The 17,848-nt window shown below is 62.9% G+C and carries 17 protein-coding genes; 11 read left to right on the top strand and 6 right to left on the bottom strand.

The window, feature by feature from the left end; genetic code table 11:
- Positions 1–197 precede the first annotated feature (197 nt).
- Complete coding sequence (locus tag NKH42_RS23815; RefSeq protein WP_352508563.1) at positions 198–1,460, bottom strand: N-acetylmuramoyl-L-alanine amidase; 1,263 nt, start codon at positions 1,458–1,460, stop codon at positions 198–200.
- Between the two features lie 668 nt (positions 1,461–2,128).
- On the opposite strand from NKH42_RS23815, the gene NKH42_RS23810 reads away from it, so the two are divergent.
- A complete protein-coding gene (locus NKH42_RS23810) occupies positions 2,129–5,110 on the top strand; it encodes an Rne/Rng family ribonuclease (protein ID WP_352752616.1) in 2,982 nt (993 codons plus the stop codon).
- Between the two features lie 97 nt (positions 5,111–5,207).
- On the opposite strand, the gene NKH42_RS23805 is transcribed toward NKH42_RS23810, so the two are convergent.
- Both NKH42_RS23805 and NKH42_RS23800 read right to left on the bottom strand, forming a co-directional pair.
- A complete protein-coding gene (locus NKH42_RS23805; protein ID WP_352739742.1) occupies positions 5,208–6,173 on the bottom strand; it encodes a glutaminase in 966 nt (321 codons plus the stop codon).
- A gap of 11 nt (positions 6,174–6,184) precedes the next feature.
- The gene (locus tag NKH42_RS23800; RefSeq protein WP_352739740.1) at positions 6,185–7,333 is read right to left on the bottom strand and encodes a pyridoxal phosphate-dependent aminotransferase; all 1,149 of its coding nucleotides are present in this window, start codon (positions 7,331–7,333) and stop codon (positions 6,185–6,187) included.
- A 145-nt stretch (positions 7,334–7,478) separates the two neighbouring features.
- On the opposite strand from NKH42_RS23800, the gene NKH42_RS23795 reads away from it, so the two are divergent.
- The 6 genes from NKH42_RS23795 to aat all read left to right on the top strand — a co-directional run bounded on the left by NKH42_RS23795 (position 7,479) and on the right by aat (position 12,827).
- On the top strand, positions 7,479–8,873 hold the full coding sequence (locus tag NKH42_RS23795) for a M48 family metalloprotease (RefSeq protein WP_352739738.1): 1,395 nt from the start codon (positions 7,479–7,481) through the stop codon (positions 8,871–8,873).
- Between the two features lie 70 nt (positions 8,874–8,943).
- The gene (locus tag NKH42_RS23790) at positions 8,944–9,747 is read left to right on the top strand and encodes a DsbA family protein (RefSeq protein ID WP_352705055.1); all 804 of its coding nucleotides are present in this window, start codon (positions 8,944–8,946) and stop codon (positions 9,745–9,747) included.
- A gap of 164 nt (positions 9,748–9,911) precedes the next feature.
- Positions 9,912–10,346, top strand: a complete 435-nt coding sequence (aroQ, locus tag NKH42_RS23785) for a type II 3-dehydroquinate dehydratase (protein WP_031211260.1) — start codon at positions 9,912–9,914, stop codon at positions 10,344–10,346.
- Between the two features lie 26 nt (positions 10,347–10,372).
- Complete coding sequence (gene accB / locus NKH42_RS23780; RefSeq protein ID WP_352477448.1) at positions 10,373–10,831, top strand: acetyl-CoA carboxylase biotin carboxyl carrier protein; 459 nt, start codon at positions 10,373–10,375, stop codon at positions 10,829–10,831.
- Between the two features lie 19 nt (positions 10,832–10,850).
- On the top strand, positions 10,851–12,194 hold the full coding sequence (gene accC / locus NKH42_RS23775) for an acetyl-CoA carboxylase biotin carboxylase subunit (protein ID WP_352477446.1): 1,344 nt from the start codon (positions 10,851–10,853) through the stop codon (positions 12,192–12,194).
- Between the two features lie 15 nt (positions 12,195–12,209).
- Positions 12,210–12,827 carry a leucyl/phenylalanyl-tRNA--protein transferase gene (gene aat / locus NKH42_RS23770; RefSeq protein ID WP_292662502.1) on the top strand — a complete coding sequence of 206 codons (618 nt, stop codon included), beginning with the start codon at positions 12,210–12,212 and terminating at the stop codon, positions 12,825–12,827.
- 96 nt (positions 12,828–12,923) lie between these two features.
- Here aat and NKH42_RS23765 read toward each other — a convergent pair whose 3' ends face one another.
- The 3 genes from NKH42_RS23765 to NKH42_RS23755 all read right to left on the bottom strand — a co-directional run bounded on the left by NKH42_RS23765 (position 12,924) and on the right by NKH42_RS23755 (position 14,391).
- Positions 12,924–13,274 carry a hypothetical protein gene (locus tag NKH42_RS23765; protein ID WP_352705115.1) on the bottom strand — a complete coding sequence of 117 codons (351 nt, stop codon included), beginning with the start codon at positions 13,272–13,274 and terminating at the stop codon, positions 12,924–12,926.
- A gap of 88 nt (positions 13,275–13,362) precedes the next feature.
- Positions 13,363–13,836, bottom strand: coding sequence for a DUF2155 domain-containing protein (locus NKH42_RS23760; protein WP_352705058.1), 474 nt, complete (start codon positions 13,834–13,836; stop codon positions 13,363–13,365).
- A gap of 156 nt (positions 13,837–13,992) precedes the next feature.
- Entirely contained in the window at positions 13,993–14,391 is a 399-nt protein-coding gene (locus NKH42_RS23755; RefSeq protein ID WP_254817092.1) for an NADH:ubiquinone oxidoreductase subunit NDUFA12, read from the bottom strand.
- A gap of 253 nt (positions 14,392–14,644) precedes the next feature.
- On the opposite strand from NKH42_RS23755, the gene NKH42_RS23750 reads away from it, so the two are divergent.
- From NKH42_RS23750 to NKH42_RS23735, 4 genes are all read left to right on the top strand, one after another.
- The gene (locus tag NKH42_RS23750) at positions 14,645–15,805 is read left to right on the top strand and encodes a helix-turn-helix transcriptional regulator (RefSeq protein WP_352752618.1); all 1,161 of its coding nucleotides are present in this window, start codon (positions 14,645–14,647) and stop codon (positions 15,803–15,805) included.
- 206 nt (positions 15,806–16,011) lie between these two features.
- The gene (locus tag NKH42_RS23745; protein ID WP_352974487.1) at positions 16,012–16,866 is read left to right on the top strand and encodes an ArnT family glycosyltransferase; all 855 of its coding nucleotides are present in this window, start codon (positions 16,012–16,014) and stop codon (positions 16,864–16,866) included.
- Positions 16,824–17,411, top strand: a complete 588-nt coding sequence (locus NKH42_RS23740) for a glycosyltransferase family protein (protein WP_352974484.1) — start codon at positions 16,824–16,826, stop codon at positions 17,409–17,411. The genes NKH42_RS23745 and NKH42_RS23740 overlap by 43 nt, the downstream gene beginning before the upstream one ends.
- A gap of 94 nt (positions 17,412–17,505) precedes the next feature.
- Positions 17,506–17,805 (top strand): hypothetical protein, encoded by a 300-nt coding sequence (locus tag NKH42_RS23735; RefSeq protein WP_352752622.1) that lies wholly within the window; start codon positions 17,506–17,508, stop codon positions 17,803–17,805.
- Positions 17,806–17,848 lie beyond the last annotated feature (43 nt).

The following is a 17,848-nucleotide window of genomic DNA, read 5'->3' as shown; positions in this document are numbered from 1 at the left end:
GTTCGGGAATTTCCTAAACGAAGCCGCCCTTCACGCAAGCTTTCGGGACGATCCCAAACCGTAATCGCAAAATCCATGTCGCGACCATGTGGGCAAAATACGGCGGCGCGGGATTTCGGTTTCGAATGCCGGAAATAAAAGCACAGGGTGTTGTCGCCGTGCAACGCTGCTTCAGGTTGTGGGCGCCGGTGGGCATTTCAGCCTCCGGCCCCCGTTCCGCTTCTGGCCGAAGCAAACAGGGCAACGGCATTGGTTATGCTCTGGGTCGCCTTGTTGCGCCAATCGGCGCTGAGCAACTGCGCTTCGTCCTTGGCGTTCGACAGATAGCCGAGTTCGACCAGCACGGATGGAACGTCCGGCGCCTTCAGCACCTTGAAGCCGGCAGAACGCTGCGGGTTGTTGATCAGACCGACGCTGGTGGAAAGCTGGCCGACGAGAGTATGGGCGAAGCTCATCGAAAAATTATGCGTCTCGCGGCGGATCAGGTCGATCAGGATATCGGTCACTTCCTTGCTGTCGTCCTTGATCTCCATGCCGGCGAACTGGTCGGAAAGATTTTCACGGTCGGCAAGCGCCTGCGCCTCGGGATCGGAAGCCTTGTCGGACACGGTGTAGACGGTTGCACCGCGAATGCCCTTGAGGCTGATCGTGTCCGCATGGATCGAGATGAGCAGGTCGGCCTCATGCTGGCGGGCAATGCGCACGCGGTCGTCGAGCCGCAGGAACTCGTCCGTTTCGCGCGTCAGGAACACGTCGTATTTGCCGCTGGCGGCGAGCTTGTCGCGCAGTTCCATGGCAAAGGCGAGCGTCACGTTCTTTTCGACCGTACCGTTCAGGCCCTCGGCACCGCCGTCGATGCCGCCATGGCCGGGATCGACGACGACGGTGAAACGATGGCCCGGATTGGAGACCGGCCCGGTACCGACCCTGCCGGCCTTGTCGGCGGAGACCGTCGAGCCGGTCGTCAGCGCCTGATTGGCGAGCGCTGCGTCGAATTCTCGCTGCGACGCTGCCGACATGTCGATGGCGATGCGGTAGCCGTTGCCGTCACCGTTCTTGAGCACGTCGAGATTGTCGACGGCGAACGGTCCCTTGCCGGTGAGAATCAGCCGCGATTTCCCCTCGCCGAGCTCGCCGTAACGCACGGCGCGGACAAGCCCGCGCGGCTTTACGTCCTTGGCATTGAGGGCGAATCTCGTGGCCGGCAGATCGATGACCAGGCGATCGGGGCCGCGCAGCAGGAACCATTTGATGTCGGGCTCGCGGTCGAAATTGATGACGATGCGCATCTTGGTGGCATCGCCGGCCATCTTGTAGCTTGTGGCAGCAAGCGGTGCGTCGGCAGCACGCGAAAGCGGCGAAAAGACCAGGCAAGCCAGGATCAGCGACAGCAGGCAGGCGGTGCGGAAGAACCAGCCTCCATGATGACGGCCCTTGTCTGCGAAGCTTGCCAGTCCCATCTTTCTACCAGTCGCTCCCGTTTTGGCGTCATGCCCGACCGCTTGTCGAAGGGCCCTGTTGCTTGTCAAAGTGCCGGCAGGCCGCGAACTCGATTAACGATTGGTATCCAGAGAAGGTTAACCAAGCCTTTTCATGGAAGGCTTGGGACCTGTGCTTCCGCTGCGGAACGGCTTTTTGCCGGCATCGGGAATCGGGGTTGCCTTCCAACCCGCCAAATCATAAAAGCGATGGTGGATCACTGCAATCCTGGAACCGTCCTCCTCCGCAGCTTCCTGCTACAGGTCAGACGCAAGACGGCTCCTTTCGCTTCAGGCGAAGAAGGCATCGGTGATCGCGACGATTTTCGCAGGCGTGCTCCCGTGGCGGGGGAATCGCCTGCGTGAGCAAAACGGCCGGGATTGTCCCGTGCCGGCTCTGTATGAGCAAACAAGCTGGTCCGGTTTTTCCCGGGCTTTGGTTCAAAAGGTTCTGCTGGTGACGATGGCTTCAAGCGCAATCATGGAAAGGTCCGCAACAAACCGCGCCACTATGGCTGCGGGCGGCACCGCCATGGCGCTCAGGCAGCGGCCGGCGGACGTTCAATTGTCCGGCACTCATGTTCCAGGTCCACGGCAGCGGGCATTGTCCCGCAAGCTGCGGCCGACGGCTGCCGGGAGGAAACGAAATAATGCCCAACAAAATGCTGATAGACGCCTCCCACCCGGAGGAAACACGCGTTGTCGTCGTTCGCGGTAACCGAATTGAAGAATTCGACTTTGAATCCCAGGACAAGAAGCAGCTCAAAGGAAATATCTATCTCGCCCGCGTAACGCGCGTCGAACCTTCCCTCCAGGCAGCCTTTGTCGAATATGGCGGCAACCGTCACGGTTTCCTCGCCTTCAGTGAAATACATCCCGACTACTACCAGATTCCGGTCGCCGACCGTCAGGCGCTGCTGCGTGCGGAAGCACAGGAAGCCCAGGACGAAGAGGACGAGGAAGCCGCCGAAGGCGAGGACCGCCAGAGCCGCGACCGTGGCAAGCGCGGACGCCGGCGCGGCGGCAAGAGCCGTGACCGCGGCGAGCACAGGCACGAGGCAGGCGCGTCCGACGGCGAGAACGGCGAAGGTGCCGTCGCAGAAAAGCTGGATGCCGCTACCGACAATGGCGAAACCATGTCCGACGTTACTGGACAGAGCGAGGGTGCCGCCGGACAGAGCGATGAGGTCGCCGATCGCGGCGAGACCGAGCCGTCCGAAGGCGGTTCCAGTTCCATCGCTGCCAGCGTCGATGCCGACGTAATCTCGGAAGCCGTCCCGCAAGTCGAGACAAGCGAAGCCGAGGCGGGCGGGGCCGAGACCAGCGGCGAAGCAACCTCCGAGGACAATGATCGCGGCATGCTGGAAGAGGTGCAATCCTCGCATTCGGACGATCACGAGGTCGAATCGGTCGGCGCCGAAGACGCGCTGGAAGAAGTGCGCAACCGCCGCAAGCCGGTGCGCCGCCAGTACAAGATCCAGGAAGTGATCAAGCGCCGGCAGATCCTGCTGGTGCAGGTCGTCAAAGAAGAGCGCGGCAACAAGGGCGCGGCGCTGACCACCTATCTGTCGCTGGCCGGCCGCTATTCGGTGCTGATGCCGAACACGGCGCGCGGCGGCGGCATTTCGCGCAAGATCACCAATGCGCAGGACCGCAAGCGGCTGAAGGAAGTGGTCGCCGATCTCGAAGTGCCGCAGGGCATGGGTGTCATCCTGCGTACGGCCGGCGAAAGCCGCACCAAGGCAGAGATCAAGCGCGACTACGAATATTTGATGCGGCTTTGGGAAAACGTCCGCAATCTGACGCTGCAATCCACGGCCCCTGCCCTGGTTTACGAGGAAGGCAGCCTGATCAAGCGTTCGGTGCGCGACCTTTACAACAAGGATATCGACGAGATCCTGGTTTCCGGCGAAGAAGGCTACCGCGAGGCCAAGGACTTCATGCGCATGCTGATGCCGAGCCACGCCAAGGTGGTTCAGCCGTTCCGCGACACGACGCCGATCTTTGTGCGCAACGGCATCGAAGCGCAGCTCGACCGCATGCTGCAGCCGCAGGTGACGCTGAAGAGCGGCGGCTACATCATCATCAACCAGACGGAAGCGCTGGTCGCCATCGACGTCAATTCGGGCCGTTCCACCAAGGAGCACTCGATCGAGGACACCGCACTTCACACCAATCTGGAAGCTGCCGAGGAAGTCGCGCGGCAATTGAGGCTGCGCGATCTCGCCGGCCTCATCGTCATCGACTTCATCGACATGGAGGAGAACCGCAACAACCGCTCCGTCGAGAAGCGGCTGAAGGATCACCTGAAGAACGATCGTGCCCGCATCCAGGTCGGCCGCATCTCGCATTTCGGCCTGATGGAGATGTCGCGCCAGCGCATCCGTGCCAGCGTGCTGGAATCGACGATGAAGCCTTGCCCGCATTGCGGCGGCACCGGCCATGTGCGCTCCGATTCGTCGGTCGCGCTGATGGTGGTACGGGCAATCGAGGAATTCCTGCTCAAGGATTCGCGCAGCCACATCACGGTGCGGACGCCGGCAGCGACCGCACTCTATGTGCTCAATCACAAGCGCGGCACGCTGGTGGAATTCGAGCACCGCTTCGGTGTGACCATCACCATCGAAGCCGATGATACGGTCGGTGCACAACACTATGCCATCTTCCGCGGTGCGCTGGCCGAAAAGCCGGAAGGCTTCGTCGAGGCGCGCACCTTCCCGGCCTATGTCGAGCCGGCAGAACCCGAGGACGAGATCGTCCTCGAGGAGGAAGACGAGGCACCGGTGCAGGCCGAGCAGCCACGCCCTGCCCAGCAGCCGCAGCAGCCAAGGTCCGGCGAGGACGGCGAAGGTCGCGATCGCAAGCGCCGCAAGCGCCGCAGACGGCGCGGCGGCAAGGATCGTGAACACGGGGATCGTGAACACGGGGATCGTGACCACCGGGACCGCGAACATGGCGCTGCTGTGGAAGGTGCTTCCGTTTCGGCGCCGACAGAGGATGCCTTGGTAGTCGACGGCGTCCAAGCCGCCGAAGCGGAACGTGAAGCGCCGGCCGGTGTTGCCGAAGCGGCGGAAGCGGCGGACGACGGTCACGGCAAGAAGCGCCGGCGCGGCAAGCGCGGCGGCAAGCGCAATCGCCGTGAAGACGGCGAGGACAGCGTCGAAGCCGGCGCCGGCGAGCCAGCCGCCATGACGGAAGGTGCCGTGTCGGAAGCAGAGCCCGTGACCGGCGAGCAGGAAGGTGCCCCGCCGGCCGAAGAGCTTGCGGTGCTTGCTCCGGCGAACGACGACATGCCGAGCGCCGAAAAGCCGAAGAAGCCGCGCCGCGCCGCCAAGCCGAAGAAGGTTGCGGCGGAAGCAGTTGCCCAGATTGCGGGCGCCGAGACATCGGCTGCCGAGGCCGCCTCCCTGGCTTCCGGCGAGACCCCCGCGCCGGTGTCGCCGGAGACCGAAGTGGCGGCTGCCGAGGAAACGCCGAAGGTCCGGCCGTCGCGGCGCAAGCCCGTACCGGTGGATGCTCCGGTCGTGCCGGTCGTCTCCTCGATCGTCGCCGACGAGGCAAAGACCGAGGAAGCAAAGACCGAGGACAAGCCAAAGCGTGCCGGCTGGTGGCAGCGGAAGGGCTTTTTCTAAGCCTTTCCGTGCATTAGCCAGACTTTCTGATTAGAAAAGTCCCGCGTCGCCGATCGGCCGCGCGGGATTTTTTTTGCCCCAATTGCAGGCGACGACACTAGGGTGCGAAGATCGACCAGTTCATTATCTTCGCCAGTTTTTCCAGCGCGGTCGAGCCCAGCCTGGAATTGCCGTTGGCATTGAGGCCAGGCGACCAGACGGCAAGCGAGGCGACGCCCGGCACGATTCCCAATATGCCGCCGCCAACGCCGCTCTTGCCGGGAATGCCGACGCGGAAAGCGAAGTCGCCGGAGCCGTCATAGTGGCCGCAGGTCAGCATCATCGCGCCGATGCGGCGCGCGCGCTCGGCCGAGACGACGGAATGCCCGGTCGCCGGGTTCTTGCCGCCATTGGCGAGGAAGCGGCCGGCCAGGGCCAGTTGCCGGCAGCTCATGGCGATAGCGCAATGGTGAAAGTAAACGCCCAGCGCCAGTTCCGGCGCATGGTGGAGATTGCCGAACGATTTCATGTAATTGGCGAGCGCGAAATTGCGAAAGCCGGTGGCGCGTTCGGACGCCGCGACCTCGCGGTCGACGATAATCGTGTCGTCATCGGCCAGGAACTGGATGAAGCGCAGGATCTCGCCGATCGCCTCGCGCGGCTGATGGCCGGCAAGCAGGATGTCTGAGACCACGATGGCGCCGGCATTGATGAATGGATTGCGCGGAATGCCGTTCTCGTGCTCGAGCTGGACGATCGAGTTGAACGGATTGCCCGAAGGTTCGCGCCCAACCCGCTGCCACAGCGCGTCGCCGACATTGCCGAGCGCCAGCGTCAGCGTGAACACCTTTGAGATGCTCTGGATTGAAAACGCCTCGTCGGCGTCACCCGCGGTCAGCACGCGGCCGTCATTGGTCACCGCGGCGATGCCGAATTTTTTCGGATCGATCTCGCCGAGCTGGGGAATATAGCTGGCGACGTCGCCGCGATCGGTACGCTCCGCCATTTCGGTGGCGACCTCGCGCAAGGCCTGTTCAAGCTGGGGCGCCTGTTCAAGTTGAGACGCCTGTTCAAGCTCCGGCATCGTCGCCCCCGCTACTTCAGCCAGCGTTCGATGCGCGCCATCGCCTCGACCATGTCGTCGTGGCTACCGGCGTAGGAAAAGCGCATCGTGCGATGGCCCTGCAGCGGATCGAAATCGCGGCCGGGCGTCGCTGCCACATGCGCCTCGGCCAGCATCCGGCGCGCAAACGCCATGCTGTCATTGGTGTGCCTGGTGACGTCGCAGAAGGCGTAGAACGCGCCGTCCATGGGCGCGGCCAAAGCAAAGCCGAGCTCCGGCAGGCGTTGCATCAGGAGCTCGCGGTTCCAGGCATAGCGCGCCTTCACCGCTTCCAGCTCTGGCGTCGCCTTGAACGCCTCGATCGCGGCAATCTGGGACAGCTCGGGCGGCGAGATATAGAGGCTCTGGGCGATGCGCTCGACCGGCCGCACCAGTTCCTGCGGCAGCACCATCCAGCCGATGCGCCAGCCGGTCATGCAATAATATTTCGAGAAGGAATTGATCACCGTCACATCCGCGCCGAAAGAAAGCGCGGTCGTGTCTGGCGCCGCATAGGCCAGCCGGTGATAGATTTCGTCCGAGATTACGGCGATGCCGAGCTCTTGGGCCGTCTTGACCAGCGCCTCGAGATCGCTGGCGGGAATGACCGCGCCGGTCGGGTTGGCCGGGCTGGCGAACAGCACGCCCTTCAGAGGTTTTTCGCGATGCGCGGCTTGCAGGTGCTCGGCATGGAGGTAGGCGGCGCCGTCCAACTCGATCTCGGCGATGTCGATGCCGAGCGCGGCCATGATGTTGCGATAGGCCGGATAGCCGGGGGCGGCGATGGCGACGCGATCGCCTGGATCGAACATCGCCAGAAAAGCAAGGTTGAAGGCAGCCGACGATCCGGTGGTGACGGCTATCCGCTCGGGCGAAACGTCAAGCCCGTAATGCTCGCCATAGTGCGCCGCGATCGCCTTGCGCAGACCGGCGAGGCCCAGCGCGTCGGTATAGCCGATGCGGCCTGCTTTCAAGGCATTGGCCGCCGCTACGCGAACCCCGGCCGGCGCCGGATCGGAAGGCTGGCCGACGGCCATGGATACGACCGGCAGGCCGTTGGCTTTCAGCCGATTCGCCTCGGCCAGGATGTCCATGGCGTGGAACGGTTCGACCGCGCCGCGGCGCGAAAGCGAAACAACCATTTTTCAATCCACCACACTTGTCCGCGCGTGCCGGCCATGCTGGCCGCGCCGCACAAATGCCCGATTGGTGTGGGGATCACAAGTTCGGTAAGTTTAGGCTGCTGACTTTTCATCCTTCGCCCACTCGTCTACCAGTGGACCTGCCATGTTGAGCCGACCCAAATCGACGATCGCCAGGACAGCGCGCGCTTTCGCGACGCTTGCGCTTGCCGCGGTGGTCGCCATGGCCGGCTCGGTCGATGCATTTGCGCAGAATGTGCCGGTGGTGCGCGATGCCGAGATCGAAGCGCTGGTACGCGACTACGCGCGGCCGATCTTCAAGGCGGCCGGTCTATCGGGCGACGCCATCAACATCGTGCTGGTCAACGATCAGAGCTTCAACGCCTTTGTTGCCGGGCGCCGCATGTTCATCAATACCGGCGCGCTGATGACGGCCGAAACGCCCAACGAGATTATCGGCGTCATCGCCCACGAGGCCGGCCATATCGCCGGCGGGCATCAGCAGAAACTGCGGGAGCAACTCGAGCGTGCCAAGACGATGGCAATACTGGCGACGCTGCTTGGCGCCGGCGCCATGGTTGCCGGCGCCACCAGCAACAGCCGCGGCCTCGCTGGGGCCGGCATGGGCGTGATGGCCGGCGGCGGCGAGATGGCGCAACGCAGTATCCTAGCCTATCAGCGCACCGAAGAGATGACCGCCGACCGCTCGGCGATAGCTTATCTCAATGCTACCGGCCAGTCCGGCATGGGCATGCTGAAGACGTTCGGCCGTTTCCAGAACGCATTGTCGCTCTCTGGCGCGCAAGTCGATCCCTATCGCATCAGCCATCCGATGCCGCAGGAGCGTATCGCCAATCTCGAAGTGCTGGTGAAGCAGAGCCCTTACGTCGACAAGGTCGACCCGCCGGCACTGCAGCAGCGCCACGATATGATGCGCATCAAGATCGCCGCCTACATGCAAGGCCAGGCGGCGGCGTCACGATTGATGCGCAAGAACCCCGGCAGCCTCGCCTCGCGCTATGGCGACGCGCAGATGACCTATCTTTTCGGCAATCTTGCTTCGGCGCTCACCAAGACCAACGCGCTGATCAAGGAACAGCCGAAAAATCCGTATTTCCAGGAATTGCGCGGCGACATCCTGATGAAGGCGAACCGGCCGAAGGATGCTGCCGACGCCTATGCCAAGGCGGTCAGCCTCGATCCGGCGCGATCCGGGCTGCTGCCGGTCTCTTACGGCCAGGCGCTGATGGCCATCGGCACGGAGGATTCGCTGAAGAAGGCGGTGGCGCAGATCAACACCGGCCTCGGACGGGATCGCGAAAACGCCGACGGATACCGCTATCTGGCACAGGCTTACGGGGAACTCGGCAGCATCCCGGCCGCCGAGCTTGCAACCGCCGAAGGGCATTTCTATTCCGGCGACTACAAGAATGCGAAGATCTTCGCCATGCGGGCGCAGCAGAGCATGAAGCGGGGCGAGCCGGGCTGGCTTCGCGCGCAGGACATTATAAACTACGCACCATTAGGTAAGAAGAAGTGAACCTTTCGGACGCAGGCTGCGACACAGCCAAAGCGAGCGGACCGGAACACGGGCAAGAGGATCGAGGATCATGACCAAGGCAATTCTGCTGGGCACTACCGGAGTGGCAGCGGCTCTCGCCATGCTGGCGTTCGGCTTCGTCGCCGGCAATCCGCAGACGGCGAAGGCCGGCACGGCGCAGCTTGCCCAGACGGCGTCCTCGGGTACCAAGCTCGACCGCACCGAAGTCGAAGGCATCGTCCGCGACTATCTCCTGAAGAACCCGGAAGTGCTTCTGGAAGCACAGCAGGCACTCGAGGCCAAGCAGAAGGAAGAACAGCGCGTCGCCAGTCTCGGCGTCATCAAAGACGCCAAGGACCAGATCTTCAATTCCTCCTTTGACGGCGTTGTCGGCAATCCCAACGGCAAGGTCACTATCGTCGAATTCTATGATTATAATTGCGGCTACTGCAAACGCGCCATCGACGACATGCGCGCGCTGACCAAGGCCGATCCGGACCTGCGCTTCGTGCTCAAGGAATTCCCGATCCTCGGCCCGGATTCGCAGAAGGCGAGCGTCGTCTCGATGGCCTTCCACTTGCTGAAGCCCGAGAAATACGGCGAATTCCATAATGCGCTGCTCGGCGGCCAGGGGCGCGCCACCGAGGCGGCGGCAATCAAGGTGGCGCTGTCGCTCGGCGCCGACGAGACGACGCTGCGCGAAAAGATGAAGGACCCGAGCATCACCGAGGCCTTCTCTAAGACCTATGATCTCGCCACCAAGCTCGCCATCACCGGAACGCCGTCCTACGTGGTCGGCAACGAGGTTGTGTTCGGCGCGCTTGGCCAGGAAGTGCTGGCCGAAAAGATCGAGGCGGCGAAGGCGGCGCTCTGATTAGCGTTCGGGTTTCGATTGGGGCTGCGGGTTTCCGGCGCGGGCCGTTTTCCGGCTGTTGTGGACGGCGAAAGAACGCACTTGCGCTCTTTTCGCCAGCGTCTATGCCCATTATAGAGGGTCCGGCGCGCCGGCTTAGCCGCGCCGGGAAAGGTCGGCATTTTTTGAAAACGGTTTTCGTCCTGAACGGCCCCAATCTCAACGCGCTCGGCAAGCGCGAGCCTGGTATCTATGGCGGCAAGACGCTTGCCGCGATCGCCGACGACTGCAAGCAGGCAGGTGCCGCACTTGGGCTGGAGATCGATTTCCGCCAGTCGAACCATGAGGGCGACCTCGTCGACTGGATCCAGGAGGCCGCCGACAAGGCCGCCGCAATCGTCATCAATCCGGGCGCCTACGGCCATACCTCGATCGCCATTCACGATGCCATCCGCGCCGTCGCGCCGCTGCCGGTAGCTGAGGTGCATCTTTCCAACATCCATGCGCGGGAACCATTCCGCCACGTCTCCATGGTCGCGCCGGTCGCCGTCGGCATGATCTGCGGGTTCGGGCCGCTCGGCTACACGCTGGCGCTGCAGGCGCTGGCTGCACGCCTATGACCGGCCAACAAACAGAAGGCTCGAAAATGTCGATAAAGAAGAACGGTGTTGACCAGCAGCTGATCCGCGATCTGGCGGGCATACTGAACGACACCAACCTGACCGAGATCGAGGTCGAGCTGGGCGATCTGAAGGTGCGCGTCTCGCGGCAGGCGCCGGCCGTCCATGCTGTCGCCGCAGCGCAGCCGGCCCACGCGCCGGCAGCCGCGCAGCCCGCGGCAGCCGCCGTGCCGGCGGCGCCCGACGTGTCGAAGAACGCCGTCGCCTCGCCGATGGTCGGCACAGCCTATCTGGCGCCGTCGCCCGACGCCAAGGCGTTCATCGAGGTCGGACAGAAGGTCAAGGAAGGCCAGACGCTGCTGATCATCGAGGCGATGAAGACGATGAACCAGATCCCCTCGCCGCGCGCCGGCACGGTGACGGCGATCCTGTTCGAAGACGCGCAACCGGTCGAATATGGCATGCCGCTCGTTGTGATCGAGTAGAGCCGGGAACAGGCGAAAGATGTTCCAGAAAATCCTCATCGCCAATCGCGGCGAAATCGCCCTCAGGGTGCTGCGCGCCTGCAAGGAGCTCGGCATCCAGACGGTGGTGGTGCATTCGACCGCCGACGCCGACGCCATGCATGTGCGTCTCGCCGACGAGAGCGTCTGCATCGGCCCGCCGCCGTCGCGCGACAGCTATCTCAACATCCACCAGATCGTCGCCGCCTGCGAGATCACCGGCGCCGACGCAGTGCATCCCGGCTACGGTTTTCTGTCGGAGAACGCCAAGTTCGCCGACATCCTCGCCGCGCACAACATCACCTTCATCGGCCCGACCGGCGACCATATCCGCATTATGGGTGACAAGATCGAGGCCAAGCGCACGGCAAAGCGCCTCGGCATCCCCGTGGTGCCCGGCTCCGACGGCGCGGTCACCGAGGACAAGGAAGCCAAGCGCATTGCCGCCGCGATCGGCTACCCTGTGATCATCAAGGCGTCGGCCGGCGGCGGCGGGCGCGGCATGAAAGTGGCGCATAGCGAGGCCGACCTCGAGGTGGCGCTGCAGACGGCACGCTCGGAGGCGGGTGCGGCCTTCGGCGACGACGCCGTCTACATCGAGAAATATCTGCAGAAGCCGCGCCATATCGAAGTGCAGGTGTTCGGCGATGGCGCCGGGCGCGGCGTGCATTTCGGCGAGCGCGACTGCTCGCTGCAGCGCCGCCACCAGAAGGTCTGGGAAGAAGCGCCCTCGCCGGCGCTCAATGCCGAGGAGCGCGCGCATATTGGCGGCGTCTGCGCCAGGGCCATCGCCGATCTCGGCTATTCCGGCGCCGGCACCATCGAATTCCTCTATGAGGACGGCGAGTTCTATTTCATCGAGATGAACACGCGCCTGCAGGTCGAACATCCGGTGACCGAGGCGATCACCGGCATCGATCTCGTGCACGAGCAGATCCGCGTCGCCTCGGGCGGCGGGCTTTCGGTGCGCCAGGAGGATATCCGCTTCCACGGCCATGCCATCGAATGCCGCATCAACGCCGAGGATCCGCGCACCTTCACCCCCTCGCCAGGCACCATCACCCACTTTCACACGCCGGGCGGCCTCGGTATCCGCGTCGATTCCGGCGTCTATTCGGGCTACAAGATCCCACCCTACTACGACAGCCTGATCGGCAAGCTGATCGTGCACGGCCGCAACCGCGTCGAGTGCATGATGCGGCTGCGGCGCGCGCTCGACGAATTCGTCGTCGACGGCATCAAAACGACGCTGCCGCTGTTTCGCGACCTCGTTGGCAACGCCGACATCGCCAATGGCGACTACGACATCCACTGGCTGGAAAAATACCTGGCCGAAGGCGAGTGATACAGGGGCGAAGCGATGACCCGTCCCTACGCACCCGGTTATCGCATCCCGACCGACCTTTTGCTCAAAGCCTATGCCTCCGGCGTCTTCCCGATGGCCGAAAGCGCCAATGACCCCGAAGTATTCTGGGTGCGGCCGGAGACGCGCGGCATCATTCCGCTCGACGGGTTCCACATACCGAAAAGCCTGAGAAAGACGATCCGCAAGAACCTGTTCGAGTTCCGTATCGATTTCGACTTCGAGGCGACGATCGAGGCCTGCGCCGAAAGGCGCGAGGAACGTCGGTCGACCTGGATCAACGCGCCGATCCGCGAAGCCTATATCGAGCTGCATCGGATGGGCCATTGCCATTCGGTCGAGGCCTGGCACGACGACCGGTTGGTCGGCGGGCTCTACGGCGTATCGCTCGGCCGCGTGTTTTTCGGCGAGAGCATGTTCGCCAGGGAGACCGACGCGTCAAAGGCCTGCCTGGTTCACCTCGTCGAACGCCTGAAGGCGCGCGGCTTTGCACTGCTCGACACGCAGTTCACCACCGAGCATCTCAAACGCTTCGGCGCAATCGACGTGCCGCGCGGCAAGTACGAGAAGATGCTGGCCGAGGCGCTGAAGGGCGAGGCGGTGTTTTTTCCATAACCTGGAGAATGGTTCATCGTTTTTCACAGAATTCCGGACGGAAACCGTTCACTTTTCGTGGAATTGCTCTAGCGGCCAGTCAGCTTTTTGCTGCCGTCACAGCGGCGTCTGTGCGTGGAACATCATCTTCCAGCCATTGACGCGGTGGACATAGCCAGTGCTGACCAGCGCCGCATAGGCTTCGCCATTTTGCCGGGTCGCACGCGCCTCGTAGGTCAGCATGACGATGTCGCTGCCCGGCTCGATGATGCCCTTGAGGTCGATGTCGAGATCGCGCCAGCGGTTCTGGTCCGTGGCGGTTTCGGCCAGATCGGAATTGCTCATCACCCGCGCCATCTGCGGGAAGGCCACCAGGCATTCGGTATCGGCATTGGCCTTGAAGTAGTCGGCGTCGCCGCTCCAGAATCCCCTTTCGATGTCGAGAAGTTCGTTCTTGTTGGCCATCATCATGGCAACCTCCTCCGTAGAGAGGCACCAACGCTCGGGGAACGCGGCGGTTCCGCGGGGCGCGGTATCCGCCGCGCGCTGACAGATTCTAGTTGGTTTTGGGGGCGGCGGGTGCCGGCACGTCGGACTTCTGCTTGCAGCCCTTCAGCCAGATATCATAGACGGCATGCTCGACGGCGTTGATCCCGGGGCTTTCGGCAAACATCCAGCCGGTGAAGATACGGCGTATCTTCCGGTCGAGCGTGATCTCGTCGACCTCGACGAACGAATCCGTCTTCGGCTCTTCGTTTTCGGGCCGCGAATAGCAGATGCGCGGCGTCACCTGCAAAGCGCCGAACTGCACCGTCTCGTCGATATAGACATCGAAGGTGATGATCCGGCCGGTGATCTTGTCGATGCCGGCGAATTCAGCGACGGGATTGGTGAGGCGTTCGGATACTGCCGGTGCTGCAGGCGCTACCGACGCGTCCGGCGCCAATTCCTGCGCAGCGGCAAGCGCCACCATGGAAGCGAGAACGACCGCGGTTAATCCGCCCGTCAAAATTCGGCTGAACATGCTCATGCAAGGTCCGGTGATTTGCGCCCGGGTGATTCTCTTAACGCCAAGGCTAGTTGCTGCTGTCGGATCAGCAAACAGCTAAACAGTAATTGTGGCGACAAAGGACCGCCCGCGTGGGGACCGCCTCCGTGGGGGACCGCGGCCTGTCGCGGCGATCGATCACGAACCGGGCGTCCAGGCGTCGTAGTCGCCCGTCACCTGCGGACGATGCCGGTTGGTCAGCACCGACCCCTTCGGCCGATAGGCTGCGGGGCTGCCGGTGAGGTTCGGCACATGCGGCTTTTGCCAGTCGCGTGGCTTGTAGTCTTCGCTTGGCGGCGGAACGTCTACACGGTGATGGATCCAGCCATGCCAGCCGGGCGGAATCGCCGAGGCTTCCGAATAGTCGCGGTAGATGACCCAGCGGCGGGTGCGGCCTTCCGAATCGACGCCGCCCTCATAGTAGACGTTGCCGACCTCGTCCTGCCCGACCTTCTTGCCATGCCGCCAGGTGTGAAAGCGCGTTCCCAATGTCTGGCTGTTCCACCAGGTGAAAAACTGCAGAAGGAAAGTCTTCATCCAAATCCTCGTGGCAAGTCCTTGTGGCAAGTCCTCGCGGCGGCTGCGGCGCCTGTACCTGCTTATGGCGTCACGGCATTGCGAAGGCAAGGGTCTTGCCGCAACCGGCGAGCAAATGGCTGACGGAAAAGCGATACGTTCATGCTATTTTCGCGGCCGTCCGAAGCAGATGAAATAAGTTGTTGGCAACCTTACGCAGCGTTATTCTAACAGTTGATGCTTCGTTGCCTAGGACGACAAATGAGAGGGGTTTATGTCATCGCTGGCGGGCACGGCCGGTCGCGCATTGCCGCAGGTCGTTGAGGCGATCTACGATTCGATTGCCGACGTCGACCGCTGGCAGGCGACACTCGAGGCCATCTGCAATCTGGCGGAAGGCCGGCTTGCCATGCTCGCCGTCATCGACACGATCAGCAGCTCTGCGCGGTTTTCGGTATCCTGCGGCGATCCCGCAGTTCTTGAGCCGTTGAAGCATGACTACGGCTCGCAAGTACCGTTCTATGCGGCGGTTCCCAAGATGGAGATCGACGTGCCCTTCACCGTCGATTCGATCTACGCCCTGCAAGGCCCGGATACACGACAGAGATGGCTCGAAAGCCGCATCGTGCGCGAATGGGTACAACCCAACCGGCTGGACGATTTCTTCTGGGTGGCGTTGATGAAGCGGCCGACCCGGATCGGTACGCTAATGGTGGTGACCGACAAGGACAGACGCCAGATTTCCCGCGAGGATCTCGAGCTTGTCTGCCTGCTGGCGCCGCATGTGCGGCGCGCGGTGACCATCGGCGACCTGTTCGAGGCCGAGCGGCGCAAGGCCGAAATCTTCCGCTCCATCATCGAAAGCCTCGACCATCCGGTGCTGATCGTCGCCGAAGACATGACCATCATCTTCGCCAACCCGTCAGCCGAAGCGCTGCTCGCCGAAAACATTTCGGTCGCTTGCGTGCGCGGACAGCTGTCCTTCACCTATGCCAACGCCAACGCCGCGATCGGCCGTGCCGTCCAGCTCGGCACGCGCGACGAATTCGCACTCGGACCTTGCGGCATCAACATTCCCCTGGCCAAGACGGCCGTTCCGGCGGTGGCCCATGTTATGCCGCTGGCGCGGCGTGAAATCTCGGCGCGCATCTCGCAGCGCGCCGCCGCAGCGATCTTCATCGCCGCGGCCGGTTCGACACCGACCCCGGCGCTGGACGCCATTGCGGCGCTGTTCGGACTGACCGCGGCAGAAAGGCGAGTCGCCGGTCACGTTGCCGCCGGCCTGACGCGAAAGGAAATCGCCGCGGCCGGCGGCGTCTCGGACGGCACCGTCAAGTCGCAGTTGGCGACGATCTTCGACAAGACCGGCACCGGCGATCAGCGCGAGCTCGAACTCTTGATGCGCGAATTGTCACCGCCGTTGCGCTCCGGTTGATTTGCGCAGATTCTCGAACCGGCGGTGGTCCAAAGGACTCGGTCGGTAAGTTTTTCAAACCTTTGCCACCATCGTCCGCAAAATCTGGGAAACGAAACCGGCATCGTTGCAATTCGGCCAAAATCGTGGTGCGGTCGTTCGCGGTCCAGAAACGCGGCACTCTGCTCGGCTGGAAAGAAAATGGTTTCTGGCGCGGATCTCGATCTTTGACACCGACATCTACCGAGCGGCTGCTCCCCTACCTCTTTTTGCTTGGGCTGATCGTAATCGCAGTCGCTTTCCGGCCTCTGCTGCCCGTCGACGAAACGCGATATCTCAGCGTCACCTGGGAAATGTATCTGAGCGGACAGATCTTCGTCCCGACGATGAATTTCGCGCCCTATCTGCAGAAGCCGCCTCTGCTGTTTTGGCTTATCGACCTTGTCTGGAAGATTTTCGGCGCCAGCCGGCCGGCCGCGATGCTGGTCATCTTCGCCGCCTCCTCGCTCGTCATCTGGCTGACGACGGCTTTGGCAAAGACCCTGTTTCCGGGCCGCGACGACATCGTACGGCGCATCCCCTGGTTGGTTGCTGGAAGCTGCGTGTTCGTCATCTATTCGACGCTGATCCTATTCGACATGTTGCTGACGGTGTTTGTGCTCGCCGCGCTATTGTCGTTGATTGCCTTTGCCCGGAGCGGCAATCGCTGGCAGGCCGTTCTGGCCGGGCTGTTCATCGGCATGGGCGTGCTGACGAAAGGCCCGGTGGTGCTGATCCATATCGGCGCGCCCATCCTGTTCTACCCGTTCTGGCGCGACCGACGGGCGGGACTGACGACACCGAACTTCCTCGCTGGAGTGGGCTTGGCGGTGCTTGCCGCGCTGATTCCGGTGGCGATCTGGCTGGTGCCGGCGACGATCCTGACAAAGGGCAGTTTTGTCTATGATCTGGTCTGGAACCAATCGGCGGGGCGCGTCACCGGCATTTGCGCAATTCGCACGGCCGGCCGTTCTATTTCTATCTGCTGCTGCTGCCGGTCATGTTCATACCGTGGATCTTCATACCCGAGGTCTGGCGGTTGAAGCTGCGTACGCGGATACGCAGCCTGATCGAGACGAAGTCGCCGGATCTGCGCGCCTTGCGCCTGCTGTCGTTCTCGTTCGTTGCCGTGTTGCTGGCGTTCAGCGCGATATCCGGCAAGCAGCCTCACTATGTCGTGCCGATGTTGCCGTTCGTGACCATCCTGTTCGGGTATTTCATGGCGGAGATCCCGCTCGCTAGGCTGAAAAGCTCGGCCGTCGTCATGCTTGTCATTTTCGGCATCGGCCACGCGGTGGCATCGGCAACCGCGTTCAAACGCTATGACCTGACGCCGCTCGCCAACTTCATCGACGAGCGAAAGGATGCGGGCTGGGCCGTGGCTTTCGACTATCAAGGCGAAGTCGGCTTCCTGGCCCGGTTGCAAAGGCCGTTCGAAAGCACCGACAAACCGGAAGAATGGCTTGGCTCGCATCCCAGCGGCTATGTCATCGACAAGGTTTCCAAGGATCCCGGCACTGCAGGGCAAATCGCCTTCCGGCTTCGCGTCGAACGCGGTTATCTCGTCGTGCTGAAGGGACAGCATTGACGATCGTCACCGGTATGCGAGTTCGTCCCCCGCGCGGGAGATGAAGGCCTGGCTGCTTCGTGGTTCCATCGCTCGATAGAACCGGGAGGTATTCATGCGCAAGCTCATCTCGACGACGCTTTTTGCCTTATCACTCGCTGTGGCCGGCCTTGCCGCCGGTCCGGCATGGAGCTTCAAATGTCAGTCCGGAACGATCGGGCAAGGCAGTTGCTCCTGCTCCGGGACTGCCGACTGCACCGATATGCGGCATTCCAAAATGTGCAAGGGCGACCTGAACTGCGGTTCGGGCAAATGCTCCTGCACGGCCGCATTGGTAGTCGACCCCGGCCCGAACACCCCCAAGCCCAAGGTCGTCGCGCCGAAGGCGACAACCAAAGGCGTCGTGAAGCAGTAGATGTCCGATCCGAAAGGACGGCGGCTCGACGTCGCTGGGCCGG

Origin of the sequence: Mesorhizobium sp. M1142 (genome assembly GCF_040318565.1) — a bacterium.
In the GTDB taxonomy this organism is placed as follows: domain Bacteria; phylum Pseudomonadota; class Alphaproteobacteria; order Rhizobiales; family Rhizobiaceae; genus Mesorhizobium.
This window is presented reverse-complemented; position numbering and strand designations above follow the sequence as displayed.